General features: G+C 66.6%; 21 protein-coding genes. 1 reads left to right on the top strand and 20 read right to left on the bottom strand.

The features are described from left to right. Positions 1 to 80 precede the first annotated feature (80 nt). Entirely contained in the window at positions 81 to 5,636 is a 5,556-nt protein-coding gene (gene mobF / locus NA3_RS33155; RefSeq protein ID WP_062968528.1) for a MobF family relaxase, read from the top strand. A 235-nt stretch (positions 5,637 to 5,871) separates the two neighbouring features. On the opposite strand, the gene NA3_RS33150 is transcribed toward mobF, so the two are convergent. The 20 genes from NA3_RS33150 to NA3_RS33060 all read right to left on the bottom strand — a co-directional run bounded on the left by NA3_RS33150 (position 5,872) and on the right by NA3_RS33060 (position 26,061). After that, positions 5,872 to 6,852, bottom strand: coding sequence for a hypothetical protein (locus NA3_RS33150; protein ID WP_157126620.1), 981 nt, complete (start codon positions 6,850 to 6,852; stop codon positions 5,872 to 5,874). 444 nt (positions 6,853 to 7,296) lie between these two features. Then, positions 7,297 to 8,277, bottom strand: a complete 981-nt coding sequence (locus NA3_RS33145; protein WP_156769668.1) for a hypothetical protein — start codon at positions 8,275 to 8,277, stop codon at positions 7,297 to 7,299. Between the two features lie 37 nt (positions 8,278 to 8,314). Further along, complete coding sequence (locus NA3_RS33140) at positions 8,315 to 8,800, bottom strand: hypothetical protein (RefSeq protein ID WP_062968522.1); 486 nt, start codon at positions 8,798 to 8,800, stop codon at positions 8,315 to 8,317. Positions 8,801 to 9,033: 233 nt separating this feature from the next. Beyond that, the gene (locus tag NA3_RS33135) at positions 9,034 to 9,570 is read right to left on the bottom strand and encodes an NUDIX domain-containing protein (RefSeq protein WP_062968520.1); all 537 of its coding nucleotides are present in this window, start codon (positions 9,568 to 9,570) and stop codon (positions 9,034 to 9,036) included. A 372-nt stretch (positions 9,571 to 9,942) separates the two neighbouring features. Continuing rightward, positions 9,943 to 10,632 (bottom strand): AAA family ATPase, encoded by a 690-nt coding sequence (locus NA3_RS33130; RefSeq protein ID WP_062968518.1) that lies wholly within the window; start codon positions 10,630 to 10,632, stop codon positions 9,943 to 9,945. Positions 10,633 to 10,719: 87 nt separating this feature from the next. Next, entirely contained in the window at positions 10,720 to 11,043 is a 324-nt protein-coding gene (locus NA3_RS33125) for a DUF6968 family protein (protein WP_062968516.1), read from the bottom strand. Positions 11,044 to 11,173: 130 nt separating this feature from the next. Beyond that, the gene (locus NA3_RS37320; RefSeq protein WP_156769667.1) at positions 11,174 to 12,055 is read right to left on the bottom strand and encodes a DUF8176 domain-containing protein; all 882 of its coding nucleotides are present in this window, start codon (positions 12,053 to 12,055) and stop codon (positions 11,174 to 11,176) included. Beyond that, on the bottom strand, positions 12,048 to 12,542 hold the full coding sequence (locus tag NA3_RS37315) for a hypothetical protein (RefSeq protein ID WP_157126619.1): 495 nt from the start codon (positions 12,540 to 12,542) through the stop codon (positions 12,048 to 12,050). Before NA3_RS37315 ends, NA3_RS37320 begins: the two co-directional genes overlap by 8 nt. 91 nt (positions 12,543 to 12,633) lie before the next feature. Then, on the bottom strand, positions 12,634 to 13,170 hold the full coding sequence (locus NA3_RS38920; RefSeq protein WP_062968510.1) for a DUF8020 domain-containing protein: 537 nt from the start codon (positions 13,168 to 13,170) through the stop codon (positions 12,634 to 12,636). A gap of 375 nt (positions 13,171 to 13,545) precedes the next feature. Then, entirely contained in the window at positions 13,546 to 14,550 is a 1,005-nt protein-coding gene (locus tag NA3_RS33105) for a nucleoside hydrolase (protein ID WP_167355075.1), read from the bottom strand. A gap of 15 nt (positions 14,551 to 14,565) precedes the next feature. Then, positions 14,566 to 16,449, bottom strand: a complete 1,884-nt coding sequence (locus NA3_RS33100; protein ID WP_062968506.1) for an acyl-CoA dehydrogenase family protein — start codon at positions 16,447 to 16,449, stop codon at positions 14,566 to 14,568. 143 nt (positions 16,450 to 16,592) lie between these two features. Continuing rightward, positions 16,593 to 16,973 (bottom strand): hypothetical protein, encoded by a 381-nt coding sequence (locus tag NA3_RS37870; RefSeq protein ID WP_062968504.1) that lies wholly within the window; start codon positions 16,971 to 16,973, stop codon positions 16,593 to 16,595. A gap of 10 nt (positions 16,974 to 16,983) precedes the next feature. Beyond that, positions 16,984 to 18,378: a cytochrome P450 family protein gene (locus NA3_RS33090; protein WP_227994936.1), complete on the bottom strand. Its 1,395-nt coding sequence runs from the start codon at positions 18,376 to 18,378 to the stop codon at positions 16,984 to 16,986. Beyond that, on the bottom strand, positions 18,297 to 19,547 hold the full coding sequence (locus NA3_RS33085; protein WP_063917852.1) for a cytochrome P450 family protein: 1,251 nt from the start codon (positions 19,545 to 19,547) through the stop codon (positions 18,297 to 18,299). The genes NA3_RS33090 and NA3_RS33085 overlap by 82 nt, the downstream gene beginning before the upstream one ends. 142 nt (positions 19,548 to 19,689) lie before the next feature. Next, positions 19,690 to 20,151, bottom strand: coding sequence for a hypothetical protein (locus NA3_RS33080; protein ID WP_156769665.1), 462 nt, complete (start codon positions 20,149 to 20,151; stop codon positions 19,690 to 19,692). Between the two features lie 169 nt (positions 20,152 to 20,320). After that, positions 20,321 to 20,458 carry a hypothetical protein gene (locus NA3_RS37310; RefSeq protein ID WP_157126618.1) on the bottom strand — a complete coding sequence of 46 codons (138 nt, stop codon included), beginning with the start codon at positions 20,456 to 20,458 and terminating at the stop codon, positions 20,321 to 20,323. Between the two features lie 335 nt (positions 20,459 to 20,793). Then, on the bottom strand, positions 20,794 to 21,693 hold the full coding sequence (locus NA3_RS33075) for a phosphotransferase enzyme family protein (RefSeq protein WP_062968497.1): 900 nt from the start codon (positions 21,691 to 21,693) through the stop codon (positions 20,794 to 20,796). Further along, complete coding sequence (locus tag NA3_RS33070) at positions 21,687 to 22,937, bottom strand: helix-turn-helix domain-containing protein (protein WP_227995434.1); 1,251 nt, start codon at positions 22,935 to 22,937, stop codon at positions 21,687 to 21,689. The genes NA3_RS33075 and NA3_RS33070 overlap by 7 nt, the downstream gene beginning before the upstream one ends. A gap of 8 nt (positions 22,938 to 22,945) precedes the next feature. Next, positions 22,946 to 24,232, bottom strand: a complete 1,287-nt coding sequence (locus NA3_RS33065) for an NAD(P)-dependent oxidoreductase (protein WP_062968493.1) — start codon at positions 24,230 to 24,232, stop codon at positions 22,946 to 22,948. After that, the gene (locus NA3_RS33060) at positions 24,229 to 26,061 is read right to left on the bottom strand and encodes an SAM-dependent methyltransferase (RefSeq protein ID WP_156769664.1); all 1,833 of its coding nucleotides are present in this window, start codon (positions 26,059 to 26,061) and stop codon (positions 24,229 to 24,231) included. Before NA3_RS33060 ends, NA3_RS33065 begins: the two co-directional genes overlap by 4 nt. Positions 26,062 to 26,063 lie beyond the last annotated feature (2 nt).

Below are 26,063 nucleotides of genomic sequence, written 5' to 3'. Positions count from 1 at the left end.
GGGGAAATGACGCGATTTGATACAAACTACCTCCCTTCCAAACCTGGAAACACTGGGCGCCATGGGCATGTGATGAATAGATGACCGCGACGCTCCATAAAATTCTCGCGGGCGATAGCTACCGGTATTACCTTCGTCAGGTCGCTGCGGCCGATGCCACCGACCGCGGCCCCGGAACCCTATCCGACTATTACTCCGTCCACGGTGAGCAACCCGGCCTATGGTGGGGCAACGGGCTTGCCACCCTGGGGCTCTCGCCCGGTGAGGAGGTGACCGAAGCGCAGATGCGGGCGTTGTTCGGCCACGGCCGCCATCCCGACACCGACGCGATCACCGCACGCGTCATCGCTTCCGAGACTGCGAAAGGAACCAGCCTCAAAGCCGCGACCGAAATCGCGGAGCGCGCGACACGGTTGGGTAATCCGTATCGCACCTATTCCGGTGACAACGAGTTCCGCAAACGCTGCGGCAAGGCGTTCGCTGAACACAATATCGCTGCCGGAGTCGACGCCCGCGCGGCGATTCCCGACGAGGTTCGCGCACGGATACGTACCGACGTCGCCGCAGAAATGTTCACCGAACAGTACGAGCGACCGCCATTGGATGATCGCGAGTTGTCCGGGTTCGTCGCCAAGATGTCGCGCCCGAAATCAGCGGCGGTCGCCGGGTTCGACCTCACTTTCTCTCCGGTCAAAAGCGTCTCCGCGCTGTGGGCCATCGCACCCCTCGAGGTCTCCGGGCGCATCGCCGCAGCGCACGACGCCGCCGTGGACGACGCCCTGCGTTGGCTGCAACAGCATGGGATCTTCACCCGGGCAGGCCGCAACGGGGTACGTCAACTCGATGTCGACGGCATCATCGCCGCCCGGTTCGTTCACCGCGAATCCCGATGCGGGGACCCGGATTTGCACACCCATGTCGTCATCGCCAACCGCGTCCGCGGTGCCGACGGGCGCTGGCGGACCCTGGACGCGGCGCGAATCTACCGGCTGAACGTGACGATCAGCGAGATCTACAACACCCGCCTCGAACACCACCTACGCGCCGACCTCCGCGTCGAGTTCGCCGAACGCGCCGGCACCAACCCGAACAAACGCCCCATCCGCGAAATCGCCGGCATCCCCGCGGTACTGATCCGGTACTGGTCACGACGCGACACCGCCATCCGCACACGACTGGGAGAGCTGACCGTCGAGTTCCACCAGCAACTCGGGCGCGAGCCCACCCCGGCCGAGATGTGGAATCTCTCCCAGGTCGCGACCTTGCAGACCCGTCCAGCCAAACACCTGTCGCGGTCGTGGGCCGAGCAACGCCGCGACTGGCGCACCCAAGCCTCCACCGTGCTCGGCGGCCACACCATCCTCGACCGAGTCGTGGCCACCAGCATCAACCGCGCCTCGCCTCCCTCACCGATGCTGAGCGAGGATCGCGTCGCGGATATCGCGCGCGAGGTGGTGGAGGTGGTGTCGGGGCAGCGGTCGGTGTGGCAGCACCACCACATCCGCGCCGAAACCGAACGCCGCATCCGCGCCCTCACCGACCGCGACACCTGGGCGGACATCACCGACGCCGTTGTCGCCCAAGCACTCTCACCCCGCAATTCACTCGCCCGCACCGATCCCGATATCGCTGCCGAACCCGACCTCGCCACCGTGCCTGCGCCGTTCCAGCGCCGCGACGGCGCCAGCGTCTACACCCGCTCCGGCACCCAGACCTACACCTCCGCCCACCAACTCGACATCGAATACCGCCTCACGGTGCTATCGGTCCAGCCCGGAGCCCGCACCATCGATGAGAGTTTCGTGACCGCCGCGATCGCGGCATACAACACCGATCCCGCCCACGAAGGCAAGAAACTCAACGCCGGCCAGGCCGCCATGGTCACCCACTTCGCCACATCCGCGGCGCGCATCGCGGTCGCGTCCGCCCCGGCGGGCACCGGGAAAACCACCGCCATGCGCGTCCTCGTCGACGCCTGGCACGCCTCCGGCGGAACAGTGCTCGGCCTGGCCCCCGAGGCCGCGCCCGCCGCGATCCTCGCCGAAGCCACCGGCGCCCGCGTCGAAACCGTCGACCGACTCCTGCACATCCTTGATCGACACCGACCACGCAATGACCCCGAAACCGCGCCATCGGCCGACGATTTCCCCGCCGCCGTACCGATGTGGGTCCACCAAATCGGCGAACTCACGCTGGTGATCGTCGATGAACATGTCAAGCTGTCGGATCGAAAACGGCTGCGGCTGTTCGAATTCCTCACCGCCCAGGGGGCCACCGTCCGGTGCGTCGGCGACGACAAACAACTGCCCTCGATCGACGCCGGCGGCGCCGGGATAGACGGCACCCACGCCCCCGATACGATCACGTTGACGCACGTGGTGCGCTTCGCCGACACCGCCGAAGCCACCGCCGGACTCGCACTGCGCGACGGCGACCCATCAGGACTCGGCTTCTACCTCGACCACCAGCGCATCCATTCCGGCAGCGCCGCCACCATCGCCGACAAAGCCTACGGCGCCTGGTTCGCCGACAAACACGCCAACCGCGACGCGATCATGCTCGCCCCGACCCACGACATCGTCACCGACCTCAACCACCGCGCCCGAACCGACCGCCTCGCCCGCACCACCGAAATAGCCTCCGCTACGACGGTATTGGGCGACGGGTTGTCCGCGTCCGCCGGTGATGTCGTCTGCACCCGCCGCAACAACCGCCGCCTGGCCCTGGGTGAACGCGACTGGGTGCGCAACGGCTACCGCTGGCGCGTCGACACCGTCCACGCCGACGGCAGCCTCACCGTCACCCATCTGCGCCCCGGCGGCCGGCCCGGCGACGCCACGGTGCTTCCGCCCGAATACGTCGGCCTGCATGTGCGTCTCGGGTACGCGATGACGATCGATTCCGCCCAAGGCACCACCGCCGACGCCTGCCATACCGTGCTCACGGGCAGCGAATCACGCAACCAGCTCTACGTCGCGATCACCCGCGGAATCCACGCCAACCACCTCTACGTCCCCACCACCATCGACGGCAGCGAAGCCTCTTTCTGGACCGAACCCGCCATCCTGCCCCGCACCGCCGTCGAAGTCCTGCAACACATCCTGGCCTGCGAGGCCACCCACACCAGCGCCCACACCGCCCTGCGCGACGCCCTCGACCCCTACCGCCGGCTCGGCCGCGCTGTCGACATCTACCTCGACGCCATCGGCGTCGCCACCGAACACACCCTCGGCGCCGACGCCCTCACCCGGCTCGACCACGAGGCCGAAACCCTGCTGCCCGGACTCACCGACGCACCCGCCTACCCCACCCTGCGCCAGCACCTGGCCATCCTCGCCCTCGCCGGCCACGACCCCGTCACCGCGCTGCGCGAGGCCATCGATGAACGCGAACTCGACACCGCGAAAGACCCTGCCGCCGTGTTGGACTGGCGCCTCGACACCAGCGGCGCACACTCCACCGGAACCGGACCCCTGCCCTGGCTGCTCGGCCTGCCACACCGGTTGTCCGACCCGGAACTTGCCGGCCAGCTACACGCACGTCGACGCATCGTCGCCGACCTGACCACCCAGATCACCATCGACGCCCGAACCTGGACCGCCGCCGGCGCACCGGTCTGGGCACGGCCCCTACTCGGCAATCGCGAGCTGATCGCCGAGCTGGCGGTGTGGCGGGCCGCCAACCACGTCCCCGACACCGACCTGCGCCCCACCGGCCCCGACCGTTTTCCCGCCCGCGAACGCGACCACCAAACACGGCTGAACGCCCGGGTGACCGATGCGCTGGGGGACCTGCACACCGCCACCCATACCTGGGAGCCACTGGTCAAACGCCTCGACACCCGCATCACCAGCGACCCCTGGTGGCCCGTCCTCGCCAACTATCTCGACACCGCCGCCGCGGCCGGACTCGACATCGACACCCTGCTCACCAACGCCACCGCCACCCGTCCGCTGCCCGACGACATGCCCGCCGCCGCCCTCTGGTCACGCCTGCGCCTCGACCCCTCCGCGCTCACCACCCACCCCGGACAGCCGCTACGCCCCGACTGGACACCGCACCTGCACGACATCCTCGGCCACGACGTCGCCGACCACGTCATCGCCGATCCCGCCTGGCCACGCCTGGTCGCCGCCATCGACACCGCACCCCCCGACTGGACACCCCACGACCTCCTCGCCACCGCCCACGAACTTCTCCTCACCGCCACGGACGACGCGACAACCCTCCCCCGCGCCAACCACCTCGCCACCGCACTGGCCTGGCGCATCGAAATACTCACCCACCCCACCACCGACCCCGAAGACCCCCACCTCGCAACCGGAACCACGACCGCCATGACACAACCACCACCCGAGCCCCACGACACCACCCCAAACCACGCCGACAGTGTCGGTCCGTTGCCCACCAATATCGTTCACGCGATCGGCGACCTCGTAGCCTCCGGCAGGATCGACGATGCCCGACATGCCTTCGCCCGCCTCACCGCCCACCTCGACACCACTGAACGCGACATCCTCCAACGCGTCATCACCACCCTGACCACCCGCGCCTACCCGGTCGCGGTCGCGCGGCTCCGATGGGCCGCCGACCGCTACCCCGAACATCGCGAATTGATCCTCGCCGCAATCCCTGCCACCGACCCCCGCCTCCACCAACCACCCGACAACACCCGGCCTGCCCGCGAGCCGCGCACCGCCGCGCGCGATCACCGCGAATACGTGGATCCCACACGGCGGCGTCCAGCCCTCCACGACCTCGGCCGCGACGCGTTCGACACCTACACCCAATCCTTCGCCGACCTCGACGCCGACCCCGCCCACCTACCCGTCCCCGAAGGAACTGGCACCACGCGCCACCGGCCCGGCAAACAGGCACCAGAACGCTCCGACACCACCAGCTTCCTCGCCGGCACCGGCCACACCGTCGACTACGACCGCTACGCAGTTCCCGACCACCACGAACTCCCGTGCCTCGCCTGCGGACTCGAACGCGCCCGCACCGACACCCACCAACACCACTGCGACGACGGACTCTGCAACACCTGCCGAGACGACAACCAACCCGGCATCCCCCACCACAACCCCGCCGATCACATCACCGCCCGCTGCACCTTCATCACCGACCGACAGCCACCCGCCGCAGCGCTGGCACTCCTGCGAAAAGACTGGCGCCACACCCGCAACCCAGCCGACCGCGCGACTATCGAAGCCTTCGCAGACGCACTCCTGACAGCCGAAACCCCCGCCAGCCAGAACAATTCATCGCAAGACCTCGGCAGCGACAGCGGGTTCGATCCATCCAACCCGACTCACATGCTCACCGATACCGAACTCGTCCAAGCCATCGGCACCCTCGAACTCCGCACTCAACTCGCCGACGACGAGGCCACCATCTACGGCCCAGCACCCGGCACCACGAACACCGCCGACCCGGTCGATACCGGCTGGCTGGAAGAAGAACTCACCGAACTACACGCCGAACACACACGCCGCGCCCACCTCACACCCGAACAAACCACCACCGAACACGCACAGCGCGCCCAGCGCGAAGACGGAATCGAACACTGGTCTGCCCTCGAACACACTGGCCCGGACACCAGCACAGCTGCCGAAACCGACAGCCCTGAGCTCTAGCAACAACCGACCATACCGCTACCCGACCCCAGCACCGCTGGCAGCTCGAATCAGAGTGAGCAGGAAGGCCGCACCGCCCAGTGGATTGCCGCTTGTGCGGTCAGCCGTGAACTGCGCTGGTCCGGCTGCCCACGTGCACGAGTGAGGACCAGCTGACACAAGCAGGTTTGGATCGCCCGGTCCTCCGCCTGCCACCAGATCGACAACGGCTCGCAGCGCCTGTGAGCCGAGAGGATCACCAGTAGTCCTGGCCGCGATGCCACGGCGGCTCGGGCACCGTTCTGACCGCGAATTTGTCTTTCGCGTATTCCCGCTGGCGTTCTTCGCGCTCGCGGCGGACCTCCTCGGCGAGATCGTAGATCACATCGAGGTCGTCATCAGTGCCGCCCATAATCTCGACACTGATGTAGCCGTCTTCGACTTCGTAGTCGAAGCAGACGATTTCCTCGGCGGCGTGGCGCGCGCAACCGGGCACGGTGACGGTGGTCTCGTCGTCGAAGATCCGCACACGTACCCGGATGTCACCGCCACTGCACGGTGAGTATCCCCAGCTCAGGCGGCGGGAACGGTCGGCGCTGAGCAGGCATCCCCGGCTGTGGACTGCTTCGGCCGTCATCGACAACACACCCGCCGATTGCATCGCAGATTCGAGCCGGTCGTGCAGCGGTCCGCCGGTGATTCGATCCAGCTCTTTCAGCTTCGCGTCCACCCCGTAGTAGGCGGCGGCAACGGTTCTCCAGTCGACACAGTGGAGTTCGGCGTCCTCACGAACACGTTTGAGGTCGTTGAGCACCTGGTGGAGCGTCGTGCGGAAATCCTCGTAGACGTCGTTCTGGCTCACTGTGTCTCGCTGCCAGTAGGGCACGACCACGGTCGTCGGGTTCAGTCTGGCGGACTGAAGCGCAACGACCTTCGGCATCAGCGCATCCGCCGCGGCAACGATATCCACGCGGGACGGATCCTCCATGCCGGTCGGACCGAGCTGTTCGGCATCATCACGACGCCAATACTTTTCGATTCCACCGATGGTGACCTTCGTCGGACGTAACCGCGCGTTCCTTCGCACCTGCTCGCGTACCTGCGCAGCCAGCTCATCGCCGCGGCGGAGAGCTTCGGAATATTTCACGTTGTCTTGCGCCGCGATCCGGCGAGCCCGGCGTCGTCGCCGTGAACTGGTGTTTTTCGGCATGTCCTCGTCCATTCCCGGCTCGGGCACCCACGCCACCCTGCCGTGCGACGAAGCAAGCATGCGACCACGGATAAGGAAACGCGGGCCCCGGGAAGGACCTTGGCCCTCAACGTCACCAAAACCGGCGTGGGCGAGGCAACTCAGGCTAGAACGAGGAGCGCGTGCGCGTCCTGACACTCCACCTACAGCCTATCCTCCCCGCCCCGCACAGGAGCCAACTTCGTCGCGACTCGCCGCGACGCCGCGGTCGCTGTGCTGGTCGCCCCGATCGGCTTCCCACTTCGAGCGGGCCAGTCCCGCACCTACACATCAAGCCATCGACGCGTTTCGCAGACAGTACATCATCGCTACACTCGGCCGGGCCGAGCACCACCTGCGGCCCGGACCCACACCGTCTTCGGTCCGTAGCGCTGGCATCCAGCATGCATTCCGGATGCGACAGACCCACGCTCGGCTCGGATCTCCATTCGTTCAGCGGGAGCGTCCTTCTCGTCCTCGTTCTCTTTCCAGAGCCCGCGCGCGAGCTTCCCGGCCCGCACGGGTCGAACCCCTGTGCGGTTCGATACCGCGGTACCGCGAGTCGTCACCTGGCGCCGGAAACGAACGCCGCAGCTTGTCGGCGACATCATCGGGCAGCCGTTCCAGAAAGCGTTCCCTCGCTTCGCGCTGCTCACGCAGGCGCCGGGCTTCACGCTCGGCTGCTATGCGCCGTTCAGCCTCGGCGCGTGCCCGCTCGGTCATGTCGCGGAATCGTTCAAGGGTGTAGGTCAGCCGGCCGGCGCGATGGTGAGCTTGTGCGATCGCGTCGAATCCTCGCTCGGCGCCGTCACGAAATCGCCCGTACATCTTCGCCAGCCGCTCACCTCGCGTGCGAGCATGCTGCTCCCGCGACTTCCGAACACGATCAGCTTCCCGTTGCGATCGTTGCCGGGCCTCCCGTTCTTGTTGGCGCTGCTTCAACCGGTCGCGAGACAACCCGGGCAATTCCAGCTGCCGTGCCCGCGCGATGCGTTGGCCTTCCAGGATCGCCAGCCGCGCGTCCTCACGCGAGACGACGCGATGTTCGAACCTGTCAGGGAACTCGCGCGCGGCCAGGTTCAGCATGGTCTGGACCTCACGCGAGATCGTCTCGCCTTCCACTGTCTCCCAGCGGCTACTGACGAGGTTGCCTTCTCGCAGCGCGTCGATTTCCTTCTCGATCTGCCGGACCGCCTCACGGCCCTCAACGCGACCCGATTTCCTTTCGCGGCTCTTGTCGACCTTGCCGGTGCGGGGATTGACCTGGGCCGAATCAAGGATCCGCCCTTCACTGCCGAGCGGAACCTGCTGTCGCCATCCAGCCTCGCGGGTCTCCTTCTCGAGATACGCCCGCCCGATCTCGAAATAGCGGCCTCGCTCGTACGCCGGCATCCCGTTGCGAAGCGCGTCGTACCTGTCTGGCCGGTCACTCATGCGACATCACAGCGTTCCCCCGGCGCTGTGCGAACCGTTAGGCCGGTGTGCCTGCTACGCGAATGGCGTAGTCCAGGTGCTCGGCGCTCTCGATCCGAAACAACGTCTCGACCATGCTCACCGGCTCTTCACGATGCCCGTCCACGAAATGCACCGCAGGACGGAAACCGTCGTCCGCATACAGCGGGTTGTAGGTGAGCTTGCTCGTGGTCCACACCATCCCAGGATGTTGATGACGAATGCATTCGCCCACGAACCGAATGAATTGGTCTGCCTTGGAGTGGTTTTCAGGCGCGATGAAGCCTTCCCAGCTCGCGAAGAGCACTCGAGCTTCTTCGATGATGCGAGTCGACAGCGGTGCCTGCCACCAAGGATCCGAGTAGTCCGCGATACCCGCGACGGTCTCAGTCAGAAACGCACGGATCGCCGATTCCATGCGGTCTGGGTCGCTCCACTCCAGCCACGCCTGCGTCTGGCCGTCGAACTCGATCTCGAAGCCCAGCTGGCTCTGGTCGTCAGTCATCACTGCTTCCCCTGCAAATGTCGTGACCGCTCATATCGGTGGCTCTGAGGTTCATTCGCAGCCACACTCAGCGAGGACACCTCGCGTCAGAAGGACGAAGCTACCAGCGTCAGCCCATGAAACGCATACCCAGCTCGTCGGCCGGGCCCGTGCCGCAGGCGCCGAGGGTGGCCACCCGGAGGGCGCTGGGACATGGGAATGGATTTTACGGGCGCCCTAATCGGGGCGGTTACTCATGGTGAGGATCGGAGGCCGTCGTGGAGGTATGCGACTCGGCCGGTTTGTCGAGCATGGAGGGCAGCCTCGACCCGTTTCCATAGCCCGGGCCTGAGCCGGTGCTGGGCTTGGGCCGGCGGGCAGAATTCGTATGCGGTTAGTTCGTTGTCGCCGATGCGGATGATGGAGATTTGTGCGTCGGAGAGCTCGATGCCGCCGAAGATGAATGCGAGCCAGTCGTCCCATTTGCTGTGTGGTGATACCCAGTCCACGCACAGCAGGTGCAGTTGGTTGGTGGGGAGGTCGAGGCCGAGTTCTTCGCGGAGTTCGCGTTGTGCTCCGAGGTCGGGGGGTTCGTTGGCTTGGATGTTGCCTCCGGGGAGGTCCCATCCGGGTTTGTAGTAGGGGTCGACGAGCAGGATCTGGCCATGCTGGTCGAGTAGCAGTACGTCGGCGCTGACGAGTTTGCGCGGGAGGGTGGCGTTTCCTTCGGCGATATGCGCGGCATAGGCGGCGGGGTCGCGTTCGTACAGGGGTCGCTCCACGGCACTCATAACACCACCTTCCTGGTTGATCCTGCTACGCGCGTCGCGTCACTGCCGGGGTCGGGACGCGTCATGTGATCGTGGTGAATCGGGAGCTGGATTGGTTTAAGATCATGGCGGGGATCGGCATAATCTGGCTTGAGGTTGCGGTTCGATACGAGGGATACCCGCTCCGCACCTGCAGCTGCGCGAGCGGATATTCCCTGTCTTGAACCGTGTTCCACGCAAGACGCTGCCAATGCCCGCGATTTAACCGGCGGGGTACAGACTTTCAGGGGCCCGACAAGGCCGTGACCCTTCTGCGCTGTCCTGCACCGACCATAAGCGCCGCTGAATTTGCCGTTACAACACAAGCAGGCAACCTGCAGTAACCGTCGGCCACTACGGACGGTGCTCCCAGACTTCCGGGGTGTCGCCTTCAGTCCACCGCTCGATGGCTTCAATGATCTCACCAGCGGCACGCCGCGGGCTTAGAGAATTGGCGTCGATCACGAGATCGGCCGTATCCGCGAGCCAATCGCTGCGGGCGTTGATGTAGGTGGGTACCTGTTGTAGCCGCCAACTGGCCGCCCGGTACAACACCTCGTCTTCGCTGATGCGCTGCCGTAGCGTTTTCGGGCTGACATCGACCAGCACGTGACGCAGCGAATACTCCAGTTCCGCGATGCCGTTGGCGATCTCGGTCCAGTACCTATGGTTCAGTACCGTCTGCACGATCACCAGGTTCTGCCCGGTCTCGGTGGCGATATCGTCTGCGACGAACGGGACCAACCGCCGCCACGACGGCAGGTCCTGAAAGTCGTCGACCTCCACATCGGGGAACTGTGCCCTCAGCATGAATCCAACGAACTCCGGATCGAACAGCCGCCAGTGCTGCGGATCGGCCGCAACCAGCTCTTTCGCGATAGATGTCTTACCGGCGCCGAAACCGCCGTTCAGCCAAACAAACAAGATTTCCCCCTGGATCGGGTGTTCACAGACGATGGACGACAACGACGACCCCGCGCTGAAACGTGCGACCCGCATGCCGACACTGCGCGCCCGGCAGTTCACCGGTAGGTCGTCGACCACGAGAATCCGGGCACCGAACCCGATCGCGGAGTCCGGCGACCGTGCAGGGTGGTGAACGGGTTGGCCACAATCGTTCACCCCGGTGCTTCACAGGAAGCCCAGGTCATGTTCGTCATGCCATGTGATTGCTCCGTCGGAGTTCCACGAATTCACCGTAGCCCCAATCATTTTCACTGCGGATTGGATGGCTTCCACCGAGTCCCGTCCGCTCGCTGCATGAAGGACAGGCTCGTCGGCTGCGCCGTCGATACGGAAGGGAGCGTGCCAGTGCCGGCCCTGTTCGTAGGGCAGACCGATCGAGACGATGACCGGGCTGTTGTTGCGGAGCAGCTCACGCCGTGCGATCACCTGATGTCCCACCCACTCATCGCTGCTCCCGGTCCACCGATGCTGTTGGTCGATCCGCCGCATGACCCGGCACCCGGAGCAGACCGGCTCCCACCGGACAGTCCGCGCACCCGGTCGAAGCGGTCCTGTATTGGCGCGGAGAGCGGTTTGCGTATCCTGCTGTGCTGCATTGCATTTCCTTCTCGGCTGTTGGCTACGGCTGGACGATCATGCAGATCAGGGTCCGGCCGTCTTGGGTGGTGGTTGTGACGAGTTCGTGTGTGATGGCGGTGATTTCGTAGCCGACCTGCTCGGTGATCTCCACCTGCCAGCGGTCGGCCGAGTCGGGCTCAATACTCACGCAGTACCGGGTGTCGGCCGGGGTCTTGTTGATCCCGGCCTGGACGAAGTCGGTCGTCAGCGGGTACCGGCTGCCATCGCGATCGACTCCCTCAGCATCGGGCGCGAGAAACGCCGCCGCGTCGATGCCGGACCGAGCGACGTAATAGGCCCGGTTGAACGCCAGAACCACGCCGGGCCCGGTGCGGGTGTCGCCTGATCCGGTGCCCGACACCGACAAACCGGCGGCGGACTGCCTGCATCCCTCGGTGGCGTGCGGGTCCACGCCTGGGGCCGCCGGTGTCGAGCTGGCTGGCGGAGTGGACATGCGTGTGTGCCGGTGACCTGCATGGATCGTGGTCAGGATCACGACCACGACGACGGCCGTCACAGCGACGATGATTGCCATGCCGGCGAGTCGACCAGCGAGGCGGCTGTCTCGCTGTCTTTTCGGTCGTCGGCGCAGTCCTTGCCCGGGGTTGCTCCCGGTCCGGTCGACGATGCGCGGCGTGGCTGGTCCGTCGTCGGTGTCCTTGCTCCACAGTGAGTTGCGCTGGATCACTACGCTGGGTCGGTACTGCGGTGCGCTGGGCGGCTGTCCGTCGAGCCACTGATTCCAGCTGCCTTCGCGGTTGCCCTCGGGACAGCTGGGATCCGTGGCCGGTTGCGGCTGCGGGCGGCGGATGCGTCGTTGTGGTGGTGTGCGCCGCGGTGTGGGCACCATCGGCAGACCGGTGTCGAAGGGGTTGTCAGGCATGCTGATTCAGTCTGACCGTCCGGCTTCGCGTTCGACCAGTTCGCGGAATCGGCGGTAGGCGCTGCAAATCTGTTCCCCATCGGAGGGTTCCGGTGGCGGAGCGCCGTGGTTGCGGAGCTGGTTGGCTGTCGATTTCCGTTCGCTCTCGTTGCAGCTTCACTGCGTTGAGGTACTGCGCAAGTGGTGTGATCGGCTCGCGCCACGGCCCCATGAGGCGATGTCGTAGTCGGCCGTGTATCGGCGGAGAGTCATAGCGGGTGAGATCGTCGAGGCGCTGGCGCCATTGCGGGTCTCCGATCGCCTTCAGATATCCGATGTGAGCCTTTCTGATGTGTTGGCTGTCCCCGACGTGTGCTGCGGGGAGCAGCAGGTTGCGCTTAGCTTCTGCTGCCTGTGCGGCCGGGAGGGCGTCCGGCTCCCTGAGCTGCTGTTGGTATCGCTGGATGGGTGTCGTATCGTCCAAGCCCAATTCGTCAGCCAGTCCCATGGCGTGTGCATCCTTCTATCTGGTGAGTTCGGTCGGAAGGGGCTGGAGATCAACTAATGGTGACGTGGCCACCGCGGGTCCGTCTCCGCTTTCACGGGGTGGCATATCCGATGAGCGCACCGATGCCGGCGCCGATCGGGACCGTGACCAGTGCGCCGACGCCGCCGAGGAAGAACCCGAGCACGGCGCCGATGCCGCCGCCGATTAGTGCGCCGACGCCGGCGTTGTGCTGTTTGCGGGCGATGGTGTCAGAGGCGTCGTCGACCGGGTGCGCCGCGGCCGACGCCGGTGCGAGGGTCAGTGTCCGCCTGTCATCACTGATCGAGGCCGGCGCAGGAACCAGACCGGATTCGGTGGTGCGCAAGCCGAGAGGGATGGTGGTGACGGTGGCGTCCGCGGCATCGATCACCGCAACCGAACGTGCATCGGGGCGCGCAGCGAAGCGGCTGTTGGTCGCGCGCACGACCGCGCTATGGCCGTCCGCGCCGGTGACGGTGTAGCCGACGCCGTGATCGGTCAAATCGGTCGATGCGGTATGGGCGGGGACCGGTGCGGCGTGTGCGGTGCCCGGGGCTGCGGCGATGGCGGCGGAGGCGAGTATCGCTGCGGTGACTGTGTTGTTCTTCATCTGTTCTCCTACTTGTGATTTCGTGCGGCGATGAGTTCACCGACGTGTGGCCGGTTAGGTCGGCGAGGTTTCTGGTGCCGAGGATTTGCGTGTCCGGGGGCGGCTGCTTGGCCGGCAATGGTGATGAGCCACAGGTGTCCGCCGTGGTGATCGCGTTCGCCGATGTCGCACAGCCACTTCTGCTCGCGCAGACCACATACCGCGCTCCGCACGCTGCGGATCCGCTGCAGCTGTGGCTCGGTGTTGATTTGCCCGCAGCTGCGGGGATTGCCGTCTGTCATCAACTGCAGAATTTGTTGCTGAGCGCGGCCCCGGCCTCGAGGTTGCATCCGCTGGCTCCTGCGGTCGTTCGGGTGGTTTGCTTGACTGGTCGTGTCATGACCGGGCCAGCAAGGGGGCTGCGGCCATCGTCGGGCCGGTTGTGCTCGAGACGCGGCCGCTCAACGAGGGCTCAAGGCCGATCCCGAAGTCCAGGGCGTGCCGCACGATCCTCGTCACCCAGGCATGGAAACTCTGGTAGTTCGCGCCGGTGGACATCCGCAACTTGATGCCCTTGGGGGCCAGCCGCATTCGCGCATCGTGCTCGATGGCGACCCGTGCCCAATCAAACTGAACGCACGGCAGCCCGGCTGCGACGGTGAGCGCCAGTGGGTCGGCTGCTTTCGATCCTGTCCATTTAGCGAACCATCGGTCGTATCCAGCGGCCACCAGTCGCGCCCACGGCGGCGCGTTGTCAGCCGCGAGCAGCTGGTACACCTCGCTGACGCGGGTAATCTCCGCCTCGGGAGTGAAGGTGACATCCGAAGTCACCAGCGACATGATCAGGTCGGGTGCCGACCAGATCGCCCGTGCGCTCGCCGGGTCCAGTCGAGGGTTGTGACTGGCGCGGGACGAATCGCGGTAGCGCTCGGCCAGCCCGCCGCCCATCAGCGTGATAACCAGCCGCTGCGCCAGTTCCGGTGCGGCCCTGTACAAGTGGGCCAGGTTAGTCAGGGGGCCCTGCCCTATCCAGGCCGCACGGCCGCTGTCACCCAGCACCGCTCTGACAGCGTCGATGATCGAGCCGGTGATCGGCAGAGACGGCGGCGGGAAATCGGCGGGCACCAGCCCGTCACACACCCATCGGGCTTCAGCACCCTCGATTTCTTGGCCCGCGACGACCACGACACTGGTCCGCCCACAGCGATTGAGCAGATACCGCACCAAACGTGCCCGCTGCCCGCCGCCGAACTCATCGCTGGTCACGACGAGCCGCAGAGGCAACGCGATAGCGGCGATCACCAGCGCCAGCAGATCGTCGGGGTCGTAGCCGGCGTCGGTGCAGATGCACACGGGCAGCCGACGGCGCGTCGTCGACGCCGGCGAGAAACTGTGAATCAACGGGATCTCCTGGTGTCAGTCGGTCGCTTGGGCCGGCCGGCTTTCCGGCAGCGGGGCGCCGGCGGGGATGAAGCTGTCGTCGGCCCATCCGGTGAGCGCGCGCAAGGGGGTGGTGTAGTCCGAGCCCGACAGTGGGGATCCTGGAAGGTCGGGAACGGCGAAGGCGTCCACCAGATCCGGCAGCCGCTGCGCGAGGACGTGCCGATTCTCGGCCAGCTCGAGGGCGAGCGCGCCAGCGGCCGGGACAGCTGTGTGTAGTCGATGCTGGTGGGCGCTGAACCATCCGTGTCGCGCGTAGACGCGTCCGCCGGCGTAGGCGGCAGCGATCGTGGCGAGCACATTCCGGGTGTCGGAGTCAGTGGTTTCAGCGGCCGCGATCAGTGGCGCGGTGGCCAGCGCTCGTTCGATGGCCGCCTCGGTGAGCTCGATGGCGGCCGAGTCGGGGCCCAGGACAGGTCCCGCGGTCATGGTGTCGCCGAGGCTGATAGCTTCGGCGATCACTCGCTCACGCTCGGCGAGTGCCTGGACGAGTTCGGGAAGCTGGGCCGGGGTGCCCGGCAGGTCCAGCTGACCGGTCCGCAGCAGCGAATGACCGGCTTTGACCTGCATGGCCTGGATGACGCCTTCGGCGATCATCGCGGCCAAGGTGTTGTCGTGCCATTCGGCGAGGCGGCTGACGATCGTCGCGCCGTGGGCACCGGTGTTGAGCCGGCACATCAGCAGGTGCTGGTGAGCGAGGGTGGTGAACGAGACTTTCGCCAGCATCGCCCACACCGTCATCTCGGGATCACTCCCCTGGGCGTCTGCGCGCATGTCCCCGAGGTAGCGGACGAGGATCGTCGCCGTGTAGAGGTCGGTGACGGCGGTAACCAGATCGGTTCGCACCGGGTCGCGGTCGGCCATCCGGCGGCCAGGCTGCTGCGGATGGAACTGGTGCCCGCCTCGCTGCCCGGCGAAGGTGTGCAGCCCCGCCACTGCGGCCCGGGCCGCGGCCAGCGAGGCCCGGCCCAGATCCAGCCGGCCGTCTTGCAGTTTCGCGGTCGCCCGGTGGAACCTTTCGCGCTCCGGCACGCGGCATTCGAACTGTCCGTCAAGGGTGAAGCGCGCCCAATCACCGCCCAGCAGAGCATCTTTCGGAACCCAGCAGTCGCGGAAACGGAACGCGTAGTGGGGCAGGGTCGAGATCCCTTCCGGCAGCAACTGCGCGTCGACTCCCGGAGTGAAGTTGGTGCCGTCGTGCAGGCGGAGCAGGATCGGCAGGACCCCTTCGTCGCGGCCGTCGACGATCAGACGGGCGGTGACCACCATGACCGTGGGCAGGCCTGGGTATTTGCCGTTGGGTTTGAATTTGCACGCGCGGATATCCACGGTGCGCAGCCACAGGCCCTCGGTGGCGGGATCGTAGATCGCGAGGGTGCGGCAGTTGGCGCCGTTGGTGCCCCCGACCTCGGTGATGCCGGCCAAGCCGAGGGCCGCGCCGCGATCGAGGTCGGCGAGTATCTGCTGCTGGTAGAGCGATCCGTTGCCGAGCGTGGTGATCGCGCCGATCGCGAGGTCCAGATGACCAGTCAACGGCGTCAGCCCCTGCGGGGCAAGTACCGCGATCTCCTCGCTGAGCACACCCCGCAGCTCGGGGTCGGCAGCGATCGCGACAGCGGATCCACCGATCGCGGACATCACCGATTGCAGCTGTCCCGGCCCGCGCTCCGCTTTCTGCATATAGGTCATGCCTGGCTCGGGGACGTGGCCGACCGCGGCCGCGGCCTCGCGCACCATCGCACGGCGCGTCTGATCGGCACCGAACAATGCCACGTTCAAGGCGGCAGCCGCCAGGGGTGTGCCCGAGGCGGCTGTATCGGACGGTTCGTCGGCGGTGACTGCGGGATCGATGGTCGTCATGACGTTTCCTTTGCGGTGGTGCGGTGCGACAGCTTCGGTACGGGTGGCCGATGGCGTCGCCGAATTCCTCTGAGCGATACGGCTTTTGGCGTGGGGTCGGGCGTGGGCGGGTGGGCGGTTGCCGAAGGCTCGGCCGGCGCTTGTCAGGTGAGGAGGCGGACTTCTCGCAGCGCCTCGTCGAGGTCGGCGTGGGCGGTTCGGGCGCGGACTATGGCGTCGACAAGGGCGACTGCGTGTGCGGGAGGGAGGTTTTCGCACAGCGCGGCCAACTCGGCGTGGTCGGCTCCCCATCGCTCGGCGTGGTGCGGTTCCTCAGCCCGGGCGCGGATGGCGTCGGCGAGCTGGGTGGGTGCCTCGTACCACCACCGAGAGTCCATCTGGTCGGTCGGCGGGATGATGTCGCACAGCGTCCGCGCTTGTGCGCTGGTCAGCTCGATCGTCGCGAGGTAGAGGTTGACCTCTTCGGGTGTCATCCCGATGCCGTCGGGGTCGAGGGAGGCCGTCAGGCCTGGCACGGCGGGCATGGTGGCCTCCTTATTTGTCGGCGGGCAGGCGGGCGGGCAGAGGGGTGGTTTTGGTGAATGTGACTGGGAATTCGGCCAGGGCCCGGTGAAAGGGGCCGGGGCGCCATACGGGGTGCGGGTTGGTCGGTACGAGGTCGGGCACCGCGTCGAGCAGCATTTCGATCCCTGTTCCGGCGATGAGCTTGGCCGCGTCTCGTGCCCCAGCAGGGCAGGCGTGGCGGCCGGTGAGCCATCCCAGGTGCCAATCGGCCGCCCGCAGATCGCCCTTGTTCACCCGTGGGTCGTTGTTGCAGGCGGCGATGCTGATCACGACAGGCTGATTGGCCGGCAGCCAGATGCGCTGGCCGTTGGGTTGATCGACGACGCACGGCCGCCTGGGATAGGTGGTGCCGAAGTTGGCCATCGGCGGGTTGCAGATCAACTCCGCGTCCAACGCGTCGGGGATCGTTGCGCTGGAACTCTTTGCGCTGGAAAGAAACCGGTCATCGGTGACCATGCGCAACACTGTGTTGGCCAGCAAATTGACTGTCGGTTCAATAGCCGCGCCGAAGAGCAGCACCAGCTGATGGATGGCTTCGTTGTCGGACAGCCGAGTGTGTTCGCCGGGCTCGGTGGGGAATCGGAGAAGTCGCGTGGTGATGTCGTTTCCGGAGCGGATGCGTTTGCTGGCGACAACCCGCCCCAGGGCGTGAGCCAGGTCCTCTTCGACGGTCTCGGTGCCGGTGGTGGAGTTGAACATGCGCGCCATGGCGTCCGCGACCTGGCTGCCGGCCTCGGCCGTGCAGCCGATCAGCGCGTTGAGTACGGAGAACACCAGCGGGTTCGCGTAATCGGTGAGGACGTCTGCCCGGCCCTCACCGCAGAATCGTTCGATCAACGCTTCCGCGGTCCGCACGACCTGGTCGCGCAGACGGTGGTGATCGATGCCTGCGAGGCTGTCGTTGATCGCGGCACGCAAGCGCGTGTGAACGGCACCGTCCGCGTGCAGCACGTTGGGACGCCACTGGGTCATCGGTCTGATCGGGCATCCCGCTGGCATACTGTCCTGCCAGGCACGGGGGTCTGCGGGGAAATGCTCGTCGTCGACGAGGATTTTGCGGGCGGTGTGCCAGCCGATCACCAGGGTCGCGGGCACCTCGGGCGCCAGCAGGACCGGGATCAGCGAACTGCCGCCATAGTTGTCGCGCATGTGCTGGTAGATCGCATGCGGATTGTTCGCGAATTCCGTTGAGAACAAGCTGATTCGGGGCCCGACCTCTTCGATCGGCGTCGGCGGCGCGCCGGCAAGTGCCGCGGATGGGTGCTGCATGGTCAAGGTCTCTCCTACGGAAGCCGGAACGGCCGCGCGGGTGGGAAGCGCGCAGGCAGCTGCGTCAAAGCGCGGGCGAACGGGTCGTTCACCCACTCGAGCTGGTGCGCGGGTGTGGTGAGTTGCAGTTCGGGAAGGGCGTCCCACAGCTGGTCCAGCCCCGTCCGAGCGATCAAGGTGGCCGTCGACGCGGCCGGGCACGCGTGGGCGCCGGCACCGAAGGCCAGGTGTGCGCGGTTGCCCTTGCGGTTATCGCTGACCACCGCGGGGTCGGCATGGCACGCCGCGAGACCGACCAGCAGCGGCTGGTTTTCGTGCAGCGTGCCGACCTGGTCGAGGACTTGCATCTGCCGCGGGAACCGCGGCGCCGCGATCGACACCGGCGGATGTGCATGCAGGACCTCGTCGATTGCTTCCTGCGCCGACAGCGCTCCGCCGAGCACCTCGCCGCCGAAACGGTCGTCGGTCATCGACAACAGAATGGCGTTGCCGATCAAGGCCCACGTGGGAGCCAGGTATGTCGACAACAGCACCAACTGGTCGGCGATCTCCTCGTCGGTCAGCCCCGCTGAATGCGCCGTCAGCCACGACGCCACATCGGCGCCAGGACACCGCCGTTTCGTCTTGGCGGTGTCGAGGCCCACCTCGCGCAGCAGCGCCCGGCCCCGTTCGAGGACCGGTGGATCGGCCGTCTGCACCGCGATCAGGGCATCGAGCACGATCCGGGCAGTGTCCGGCGCGAACCCGAGCACGCGGTGCATCGTCTCGGCGACGAGAGGCCGTGCGAATTGCGCGACGAGATCGGCCTCGCCGGCCTGGCAGAACTGATTGATCAGGCGAACTGCCGCCTCGGCGACCGACGCCTCGACAGCGTAGGTGTCGATCTCTGTGAGGCTGTCGACTATCGCCTTCCGCAACCGCAGCCGCGTGTCGCCCGAGGTATGCAGTGCGTCCGCTCGTGGCCCTAGGACCACGAGCGCCCGAGATCCAGCGTCTGCATGCTCCGACCAGGCCTGCGGATCCGCCGGATAGCGGTCGTCCTGATGGAGGATATCCACCGCGAGCTGGAAGCTGGTGACCAGCGTCGCCGGCGCACCCACGTCGACCGGCACGAGGTCGCCGTGCCGATGCCTCATCTCCCGATACACAGCGTGCGGGTCGACGGCGAACTCCGGGCCGCTGATCGGCGAAAACGACACGTCCCGCCCGGGCGGTCCGTGGCTGATCGGGCACGCGGCGGGACGAGCGGACGAGGGCAGGGACACGAAAACTCCAGACGTCAGTGGTGGGGCCAGTGAAAGGCGCGCGTAACCAGTCGCGAGCTCGTCAGGGCAAGGTCGGATGCGGCTCGGCTGCATCGACGGCTTTGGTTGCGTCGCAGTGCGTGTGGCGGATCGCGGGCTGCGGTCAGCTGCAGAGTGTCGTGGATCGGTGAGATTCGGCTGCCGGGATGTGGCGCGCGCGCCAGTCGTCGTAGGCATTGCAGGCCGCGACGACGTCGTGGCAGGTGTGGGTGGTGGCGTTCACCGCCCAGTACACGACTCGCGCGGCGAGAAGGCCCGGTTGCGTCTGGCCGACAGGCAGCGTCTGGCAGGCCAGCGCGTCGAACGCGGATATGAAGCCTTGTGCCGCAGTGTCGACCTGGGACAGCCCGGCGACAGCGGAGTTGTATCCGAGCACGGCCGGCGGGGCGTCACATCGCCGCGCGGCTTCCCCGTGGTCGCGATACATCTTCGCCAGCTCACGCACCTTGCTCAACACCGGATGCTCGCACGCGCCGATATCTCCGCGCAGTGCCGCACGCACCGCACCCATCATGGCCGCCGCGTCGGGCCATGGATCGAGCGAACCAGCGCCCCCGCATCTCATCGCATTCCTCGCACGATGCAAAGCAGTTGCGCGGCATAGGTTTCCGTAGTCGGCGGAAGGTGCGGCAGTCTGGTCATTGCGTATCCCTCCTGTCAAATGGACACAAGGCATCCCCGCGCATGGTTCATCGATCGAATCGATGGGTGTCGATCGATGCTGCGCGGGCCGGTCACAGGAAGTGGAAGTGCCCGATGATCTGGGAAATGCCCTCTACGAGAACCATTTTCGGCATCTGCGCGGTGTCGGCGCAATAGCTCGCGGTGGTCAGTTGAAATGCTGACTTCTGACCACTAAATTCAGCCTTCACGGTGGGGCCGACGTTGGTATAGTGCGCGCCCGCGCATCGAGATAAGCCAGCGACAGCACGGCGAGGTCGGGTCCTTGGTCGCTCGCTCGACAAGCGCTGACAACACGGATGTGCAAACCTGTTGCGCCGGGCAGAGTTTCGTTGCCTCTGGGTCAGGCGCGGTCGAGCCCACCCGCCCGGGCCCCCGGGGCCGACGAAATAGGAGCAACGGCCGGGTCCGGTTTCAGGCGGGCGGGTAGGCCGGATCCAGCTCGGACATCACTGGCTTTGCGATGTCGTTTCCTCCCGACTACACGTGCGGGGGTTTGACCTGGTTTTTCGGCACGTCCCTTCGGCTACAGCGCGTGCCAGGGTTCGGCCGGCGTTTCGGGATGGCGCAGAGTGCGCAGGCGATGTTCGAGTTCACGTGCGGCAGGGGTGTCCCCGCGGGCGGCGCGGCGAATGTAGCCGGCGAGCGTGTGGAGGTCTCGCATGGCGAATAGGGTCGAGGCCGCAGCGCCAGAACGGAATTCGGGCACTGCGACAGTGCCGTAGGCGCGGAGGAATTCGGCGAGCTCATCGTCGGAAACGCCGAATCGGCTGTCGTGGCATGCGGTGACGAGGTCCAGTTCTCGGGGACCGATGCAGGCCTCGTCCCAATCGCCGAGCCGCACGAGATCGCCGTCCCACACGCAGTTTCCGGTGTAGGAGTCGCCGTGGATGAAGCCGACTCCCAGGCGAGAATCGAGATGCTGATAGCGGTCGAGGACCGAGCGCGCTTGCTGCTGCAGAAATTCGAGGTCGTCGTCTTTCAGCACCCGTTGCACCGCAGGTTCGGCGAGGACGGCTGTGAACCGCGCGAGAGGCGGGTAGGCGGGCAGCTCGATCGGCGGGCGGGGCAAGGCGTGCAACTGGGCCAGGATGGCGCCGAGCGCGCGCATGGGCGGCGCCGGCCGGGTGTCCTGCGGGTAGTAACGCCACACGGTGATCGTGCAAGCATCGACATCGATCGCGTGGTCGAGCATAGGTTCGGTGACCGGTACACCGCGCTCGGACAGCCATCGTGTGAGGGTCAGGGACGCGCGAGCTCGCAGGCCGTGGTCTTGCCGGCCGATGCGCACCACGGCCCGTTCACCGGGCAGCAGGTAGACCGAGTTGGAGTGCGCCCGGATCAGCTGCGCATCCGTGTAATTGAGGTTCGCCTGCGCGCACGCGGCGGCGAGGATGTCGTAGTCCGGCAGCGGCGCGGTCACCACAGGGCCAGGGCCGGGCGGGCGGTGTAGGCAGTGATGGCTGCAGCGAGGTCCTTCGCGGCCGGCGCGTCGCTGTGGCGGTGCGCCTGCAAGGTGGCGGTGATCGATCGCATGCCTTCCATGATGGGTGCAATGCGCTGTTCGGCCGAAAGTTCCAGCACAGGGGCAATGATTTCCGCGGCGCCCTCCAGTTCGCCGACGCCGAGCCGCGAGATACACAGGTCGACTCGCGCCAGGGATTCGTCTCCATAGGACCGTTGCTGTGCGGGGCCGCCACTGTAGGAGGCGATGGCTTCTGTCGCCCAGCGTTCGGTCTGCGGGTGATCGCCGAGTCGGCAAAAGGCGCGGCCCAGGTAGTAGGCGGCCTTGGCGCGGGGGAAGGTCATGACACCACCGAATGCGCTGACCTCGTCGCTGGCGACCCGGTCGGCTGCCTCCTCCGCGCGGCTGGCAGCCGCGCGGGCAAGGCGGGCGTCACCGACCCGCGCGGCGCACCGGGCCTGCAAGGCGTGCAACCGCACCCCGTGGTCGCCCGGTGGGGTTCGCCCGACAGCCGCCTCCAGAATCTCGAGCGCCTGATGTGGTCGCGGGGACCATTCGAGGACCAAGGCACGGGTTCCCGCGATCCACGCCTGTAACCCCGGGTGCCCGGCGTCTTCGGCCAAATGCTGTGCAGCCCGGAGATGTTTCAGCGCCGCGGCGGTGCTGCCCGAAATATCGTCGGTGACCTCGCCGAGCAGCTGCACGGTGACTCCACCCAGCAAGCACAGATCGCGCAGTGTGGCAGGGCGAGGGCCCAGCTCCAGCATGTGCTGGATCTGATCCCGCACGACAAGGAGTTCGTGCAGCAGCGGCAACGGCGGCTCGGACACATAATTCTGAGCGATCGACGCCACCTTGGCAGACAGCTCGCTGATGGTCGACCCATCCACCGGATCGTTGCGGACCAGACGCGACATGGCAGCGGACTCGCCTGCCGCGGTATCGAGACGATCGCGCAGAGAATCCGCGGCGGCGAGCGCGAGCAACACCCCATCAGCCTGCAGTGCAGCGTCCAGACGTTCGACGACCTGCTGAGTGGGTGGACGCTTTCCACCCAACACTCGCCCGAGATAGGACTTGTCGAAGTTCGCGCGCGCCGCCAGCTCGGCCACCGTCATCCCTCGACGCCGCCGCAGACGATATGCCTCGGAACGGAATGTACGTACCCCGCCGACCGCTTCCGCGGTGTCGCCGCCCCCTACCATCAAGGCGCTCAGCTCTCCCCGGAACCCGAACCGCAATACGATCCGCCAACAGCGGCGCGACCTCGATCCTGCGGACGCGGCCCCGGCACTGGTATCCCAGTGTCATCGCCGCCACGGCTGTCAGAGTCGGTCCTCGCTTCTCCGCTGTCATCGTCTGCGACGTCATGCGAAACCTGCTGCACAGTGGCCTCCCGATCGGCAGCGTCGGGTAGCGGTGGGCAGTCCCACAACCACGGAGGGGCGCCGTTGACAGCGCGAAAGACGTTCTCCGCCAGCACGTCCGCGACGCTGCGGTTGGCGTCGCGGGTGCGCCCGGCGATCCCGGGGGTGTGTATGACGTTGGGGCGGCCCAGGATCGGATCACCGGCGGGGACCGGATCGGTTGGGTCGATGTCGGTAGCCCAGGCCAGCTCGTCGTGCAGGACGCGCGCACGCAGCGCGGGCATATCGATTCCGGCGCCGGCCAGGGTCACGACCAGTGTCCCGTGGTTGAGCTGGTCGACCACTCGAGCGGGTATCCAATGCTGCGGTGAGCTCGCAGGCACGACGAGAATCTCTGCGTGGCAGACGATCTGATCCAGATCCACTCGCTCGACCCCGGAGGCGGTGAAATCGACGTCCGCGGCGTCGGGATGGAACACCGCGACCGATGCGTGGAAGGAGTCGCAGAGCTCGGCGATGCGGGCGCCGGCACCGTCCAGGCCGACCACCACGATCTGTTTGCCGCCGATCGTGCCGTTGACGAATCCGGGGTGATCGGCGAACTGCCACTGAGGAAGTGGCCCCACCACCGAGCCCGCGTATGCCATCTTGAGGTGCCAGCTGGGGATCTGCCGAAGCGCCGACAACATCAACCCGATCGCCATCTCCGCGATCGAGTCGCAGTGACCGCGGCCGCCGTCGACGCAGGCGATCGAGCGGCCCGCTCGTTGCGCGGCCGCGGTCCCGACACCGCCGACGCCGGCGACCACCGCCAGCTTCGGCAAAGCATCGATATCGGCCGGTTCGGGCTCGACTCCCAGCACCACCAGCGCAACCACCTCCGCTATAGACGGAAGGTCGCGCAGATGCGCGCCAGCGGGAATGCTTTCCCACCGCACCGCGATGCCGCGGACTGCCAGCGCTTCACGCAGCCGCTCAGCCAAGTACGGCCATCTCGCGGGTAGCCGGCCGTCCTCGACCACCAACACCGTGTTGCTCGACGCGGCTGCGGCGACGACGTTGTGGCGGTCCTCCCCCGCGACCGACTGTTCACCGCCGCTGCGGTCCGTCAGTGGGACGTGTAGGCAGGTCATCGGACTCTCCCGACCGCAGCCAAGCAGAGGTCTTCGTGTGTATCCGAATTGGCGCTCGGCAGCGTCGGGATCCGGTCGGTGCTTGCCGTCTCCGGCCACCAGCTCGTCGCCGCGACCAGGCCGGGGCTGAGCAATTCACATGGGGCAACGATCTCGGCGATCGTTTCCTTTGTGCGTGGGTGGAATTCGATGCCGCCCGTGCGGTATATCTCCACCGCCCGGTCGACCTCCTCACGGCGGCGTACATCGGTAGTGACGTGGCTGAGGATCCAGTAAATCGGCCCCGGCAGCGCCGCCGACACCGCCTCGACCACCATGTGCGGATCAGCGACGAACTCGGCGACGAACCCGAGACACAGCGCAATCGGCTCAGCCGTGTCCATCGTGGCGGCGATCTCGCGCGCCAAGGCGTCTGTGTCGGTCACGTCGGCGTGGGCGAAGAACGCGCCGTCGATATTGGCCAGCAGCGCCCGTCCGTGCGCGGCAATCACCGGATCGCTGTCGACGTAGAGGGTACGTGCGGTCGGCTGCTGAGCGCGGGCGACCTCATGCACGTTCAGCGCGAACGGATAGCCCGACCCCAACTCGACGAACTGCGCGATCCCATGCACATCGGCGAGATGGTGAACTGCCCGCTCGAGAAACGCTCGGGCGGCGCGCGCCGAGTACTGAACCGACGGGCAGTCGCTACTCAGGCGTCTTCCGATCTCGATGTCTTTGGGGTAGCAGTCTTTTCCGGAGTCGACCAGGTAGCTGTGAATTCCCGCGCTGCGGGCGACGGTATCGTCGACCACGGTGATCGAACTGCGCTGTCCGTGCCCGTGTTGTGCACACATCCCCGTCGTCCCTGTCTGATCGTCGGTCCTGGTCGGGCGGCGTTCGTCGGCCGACCATCTCAGCAGTACTGCGACCTTTTCGTGTCGTTCGGGGCGGTAGCCCGACAACGGTCCGTCGCTCGTGGAGGTCAATGCCGCCAGGGCCATCGCCGCCTCGGCGCCAGCGGCCAGGCCGCGGCGAAGAAGCACGGCCCGTGCGGTCTCGATCTGGGCATCGCCGACAGTGACTGCCTCCAGCTGGATACGACGGCCGTCGCCAGCCAATCCAGGAAACTGCTTGCCGTCGGCCAAGGCCTGTTGCACCGCGCTGGGGACCGCAGCACCGCGACGCGTGACGAGAACAGTTTTGATGTGGTGCCGGTGTGCGGTGACCAGGGTGCCCAGCAGCAGCGCGGCATCGTTCGCGGTGATGACCACCGTCCCTATGTCCGGCATCGCACTGTCGAGGTCGTGCAGCCACGACCCCGCTCCCGCAGCGCAGAGCAGGTCATGGGGATTTGCGACCAGCACCTGTCCCGACGCAGTGAGGGCGTCGCGGCGGTCGGCGAGATCGCCGCCGTCGACTACCTCAAGCGTTATCCCGTCGCGGTGCAGGTCTGCTACCGCGGCTTCGAGAGCAGGGGGAACAAGCAGTGTCGCCGGGGTTCTGGTGGTAGCGGCAGCAAGTACCCACGCCTGCGCAGACTCTTCCGTCGCAGCGGACACGACGATTCCTGCCGGGGGAACCTTGCCTGCCGCATGCCGAGCGCGCAGATGCCACAGGGCGGCGCGGAAGCGCGTCGACGCGCGTTGGCTGTGCTCGTAGCCGAGCACGATCCGAGTGCCGACCGTGGTCGGCAGCGCCGCGGAAGCTAGATCGATCACCTGTAACGGCGTGACGTCGCCGGCGAGGCCGCGCAGCGCGTCAACGACAGCCGGATTCCAACTGATGGTTTCGCTCACGCAGCTGCCGTCCGAGCCGAACAACTGGTCAGCGTCCGGGAACTCGCGCATGG

Source organism: Nocardia africana NBRC 100379, from assembly GCF_001612635.1.
GTDB lineage: Bacteria > Actinomycetota > Actinomycetes > Mycobacteriales > Mycobacteriaceae > Nocardia > Nocardia africana.
The sequence above is the reverse complement of the archived record's forward strand: the minus strand, read 5'-3'. Positions and strand labels throughout refer to the sequence as shown.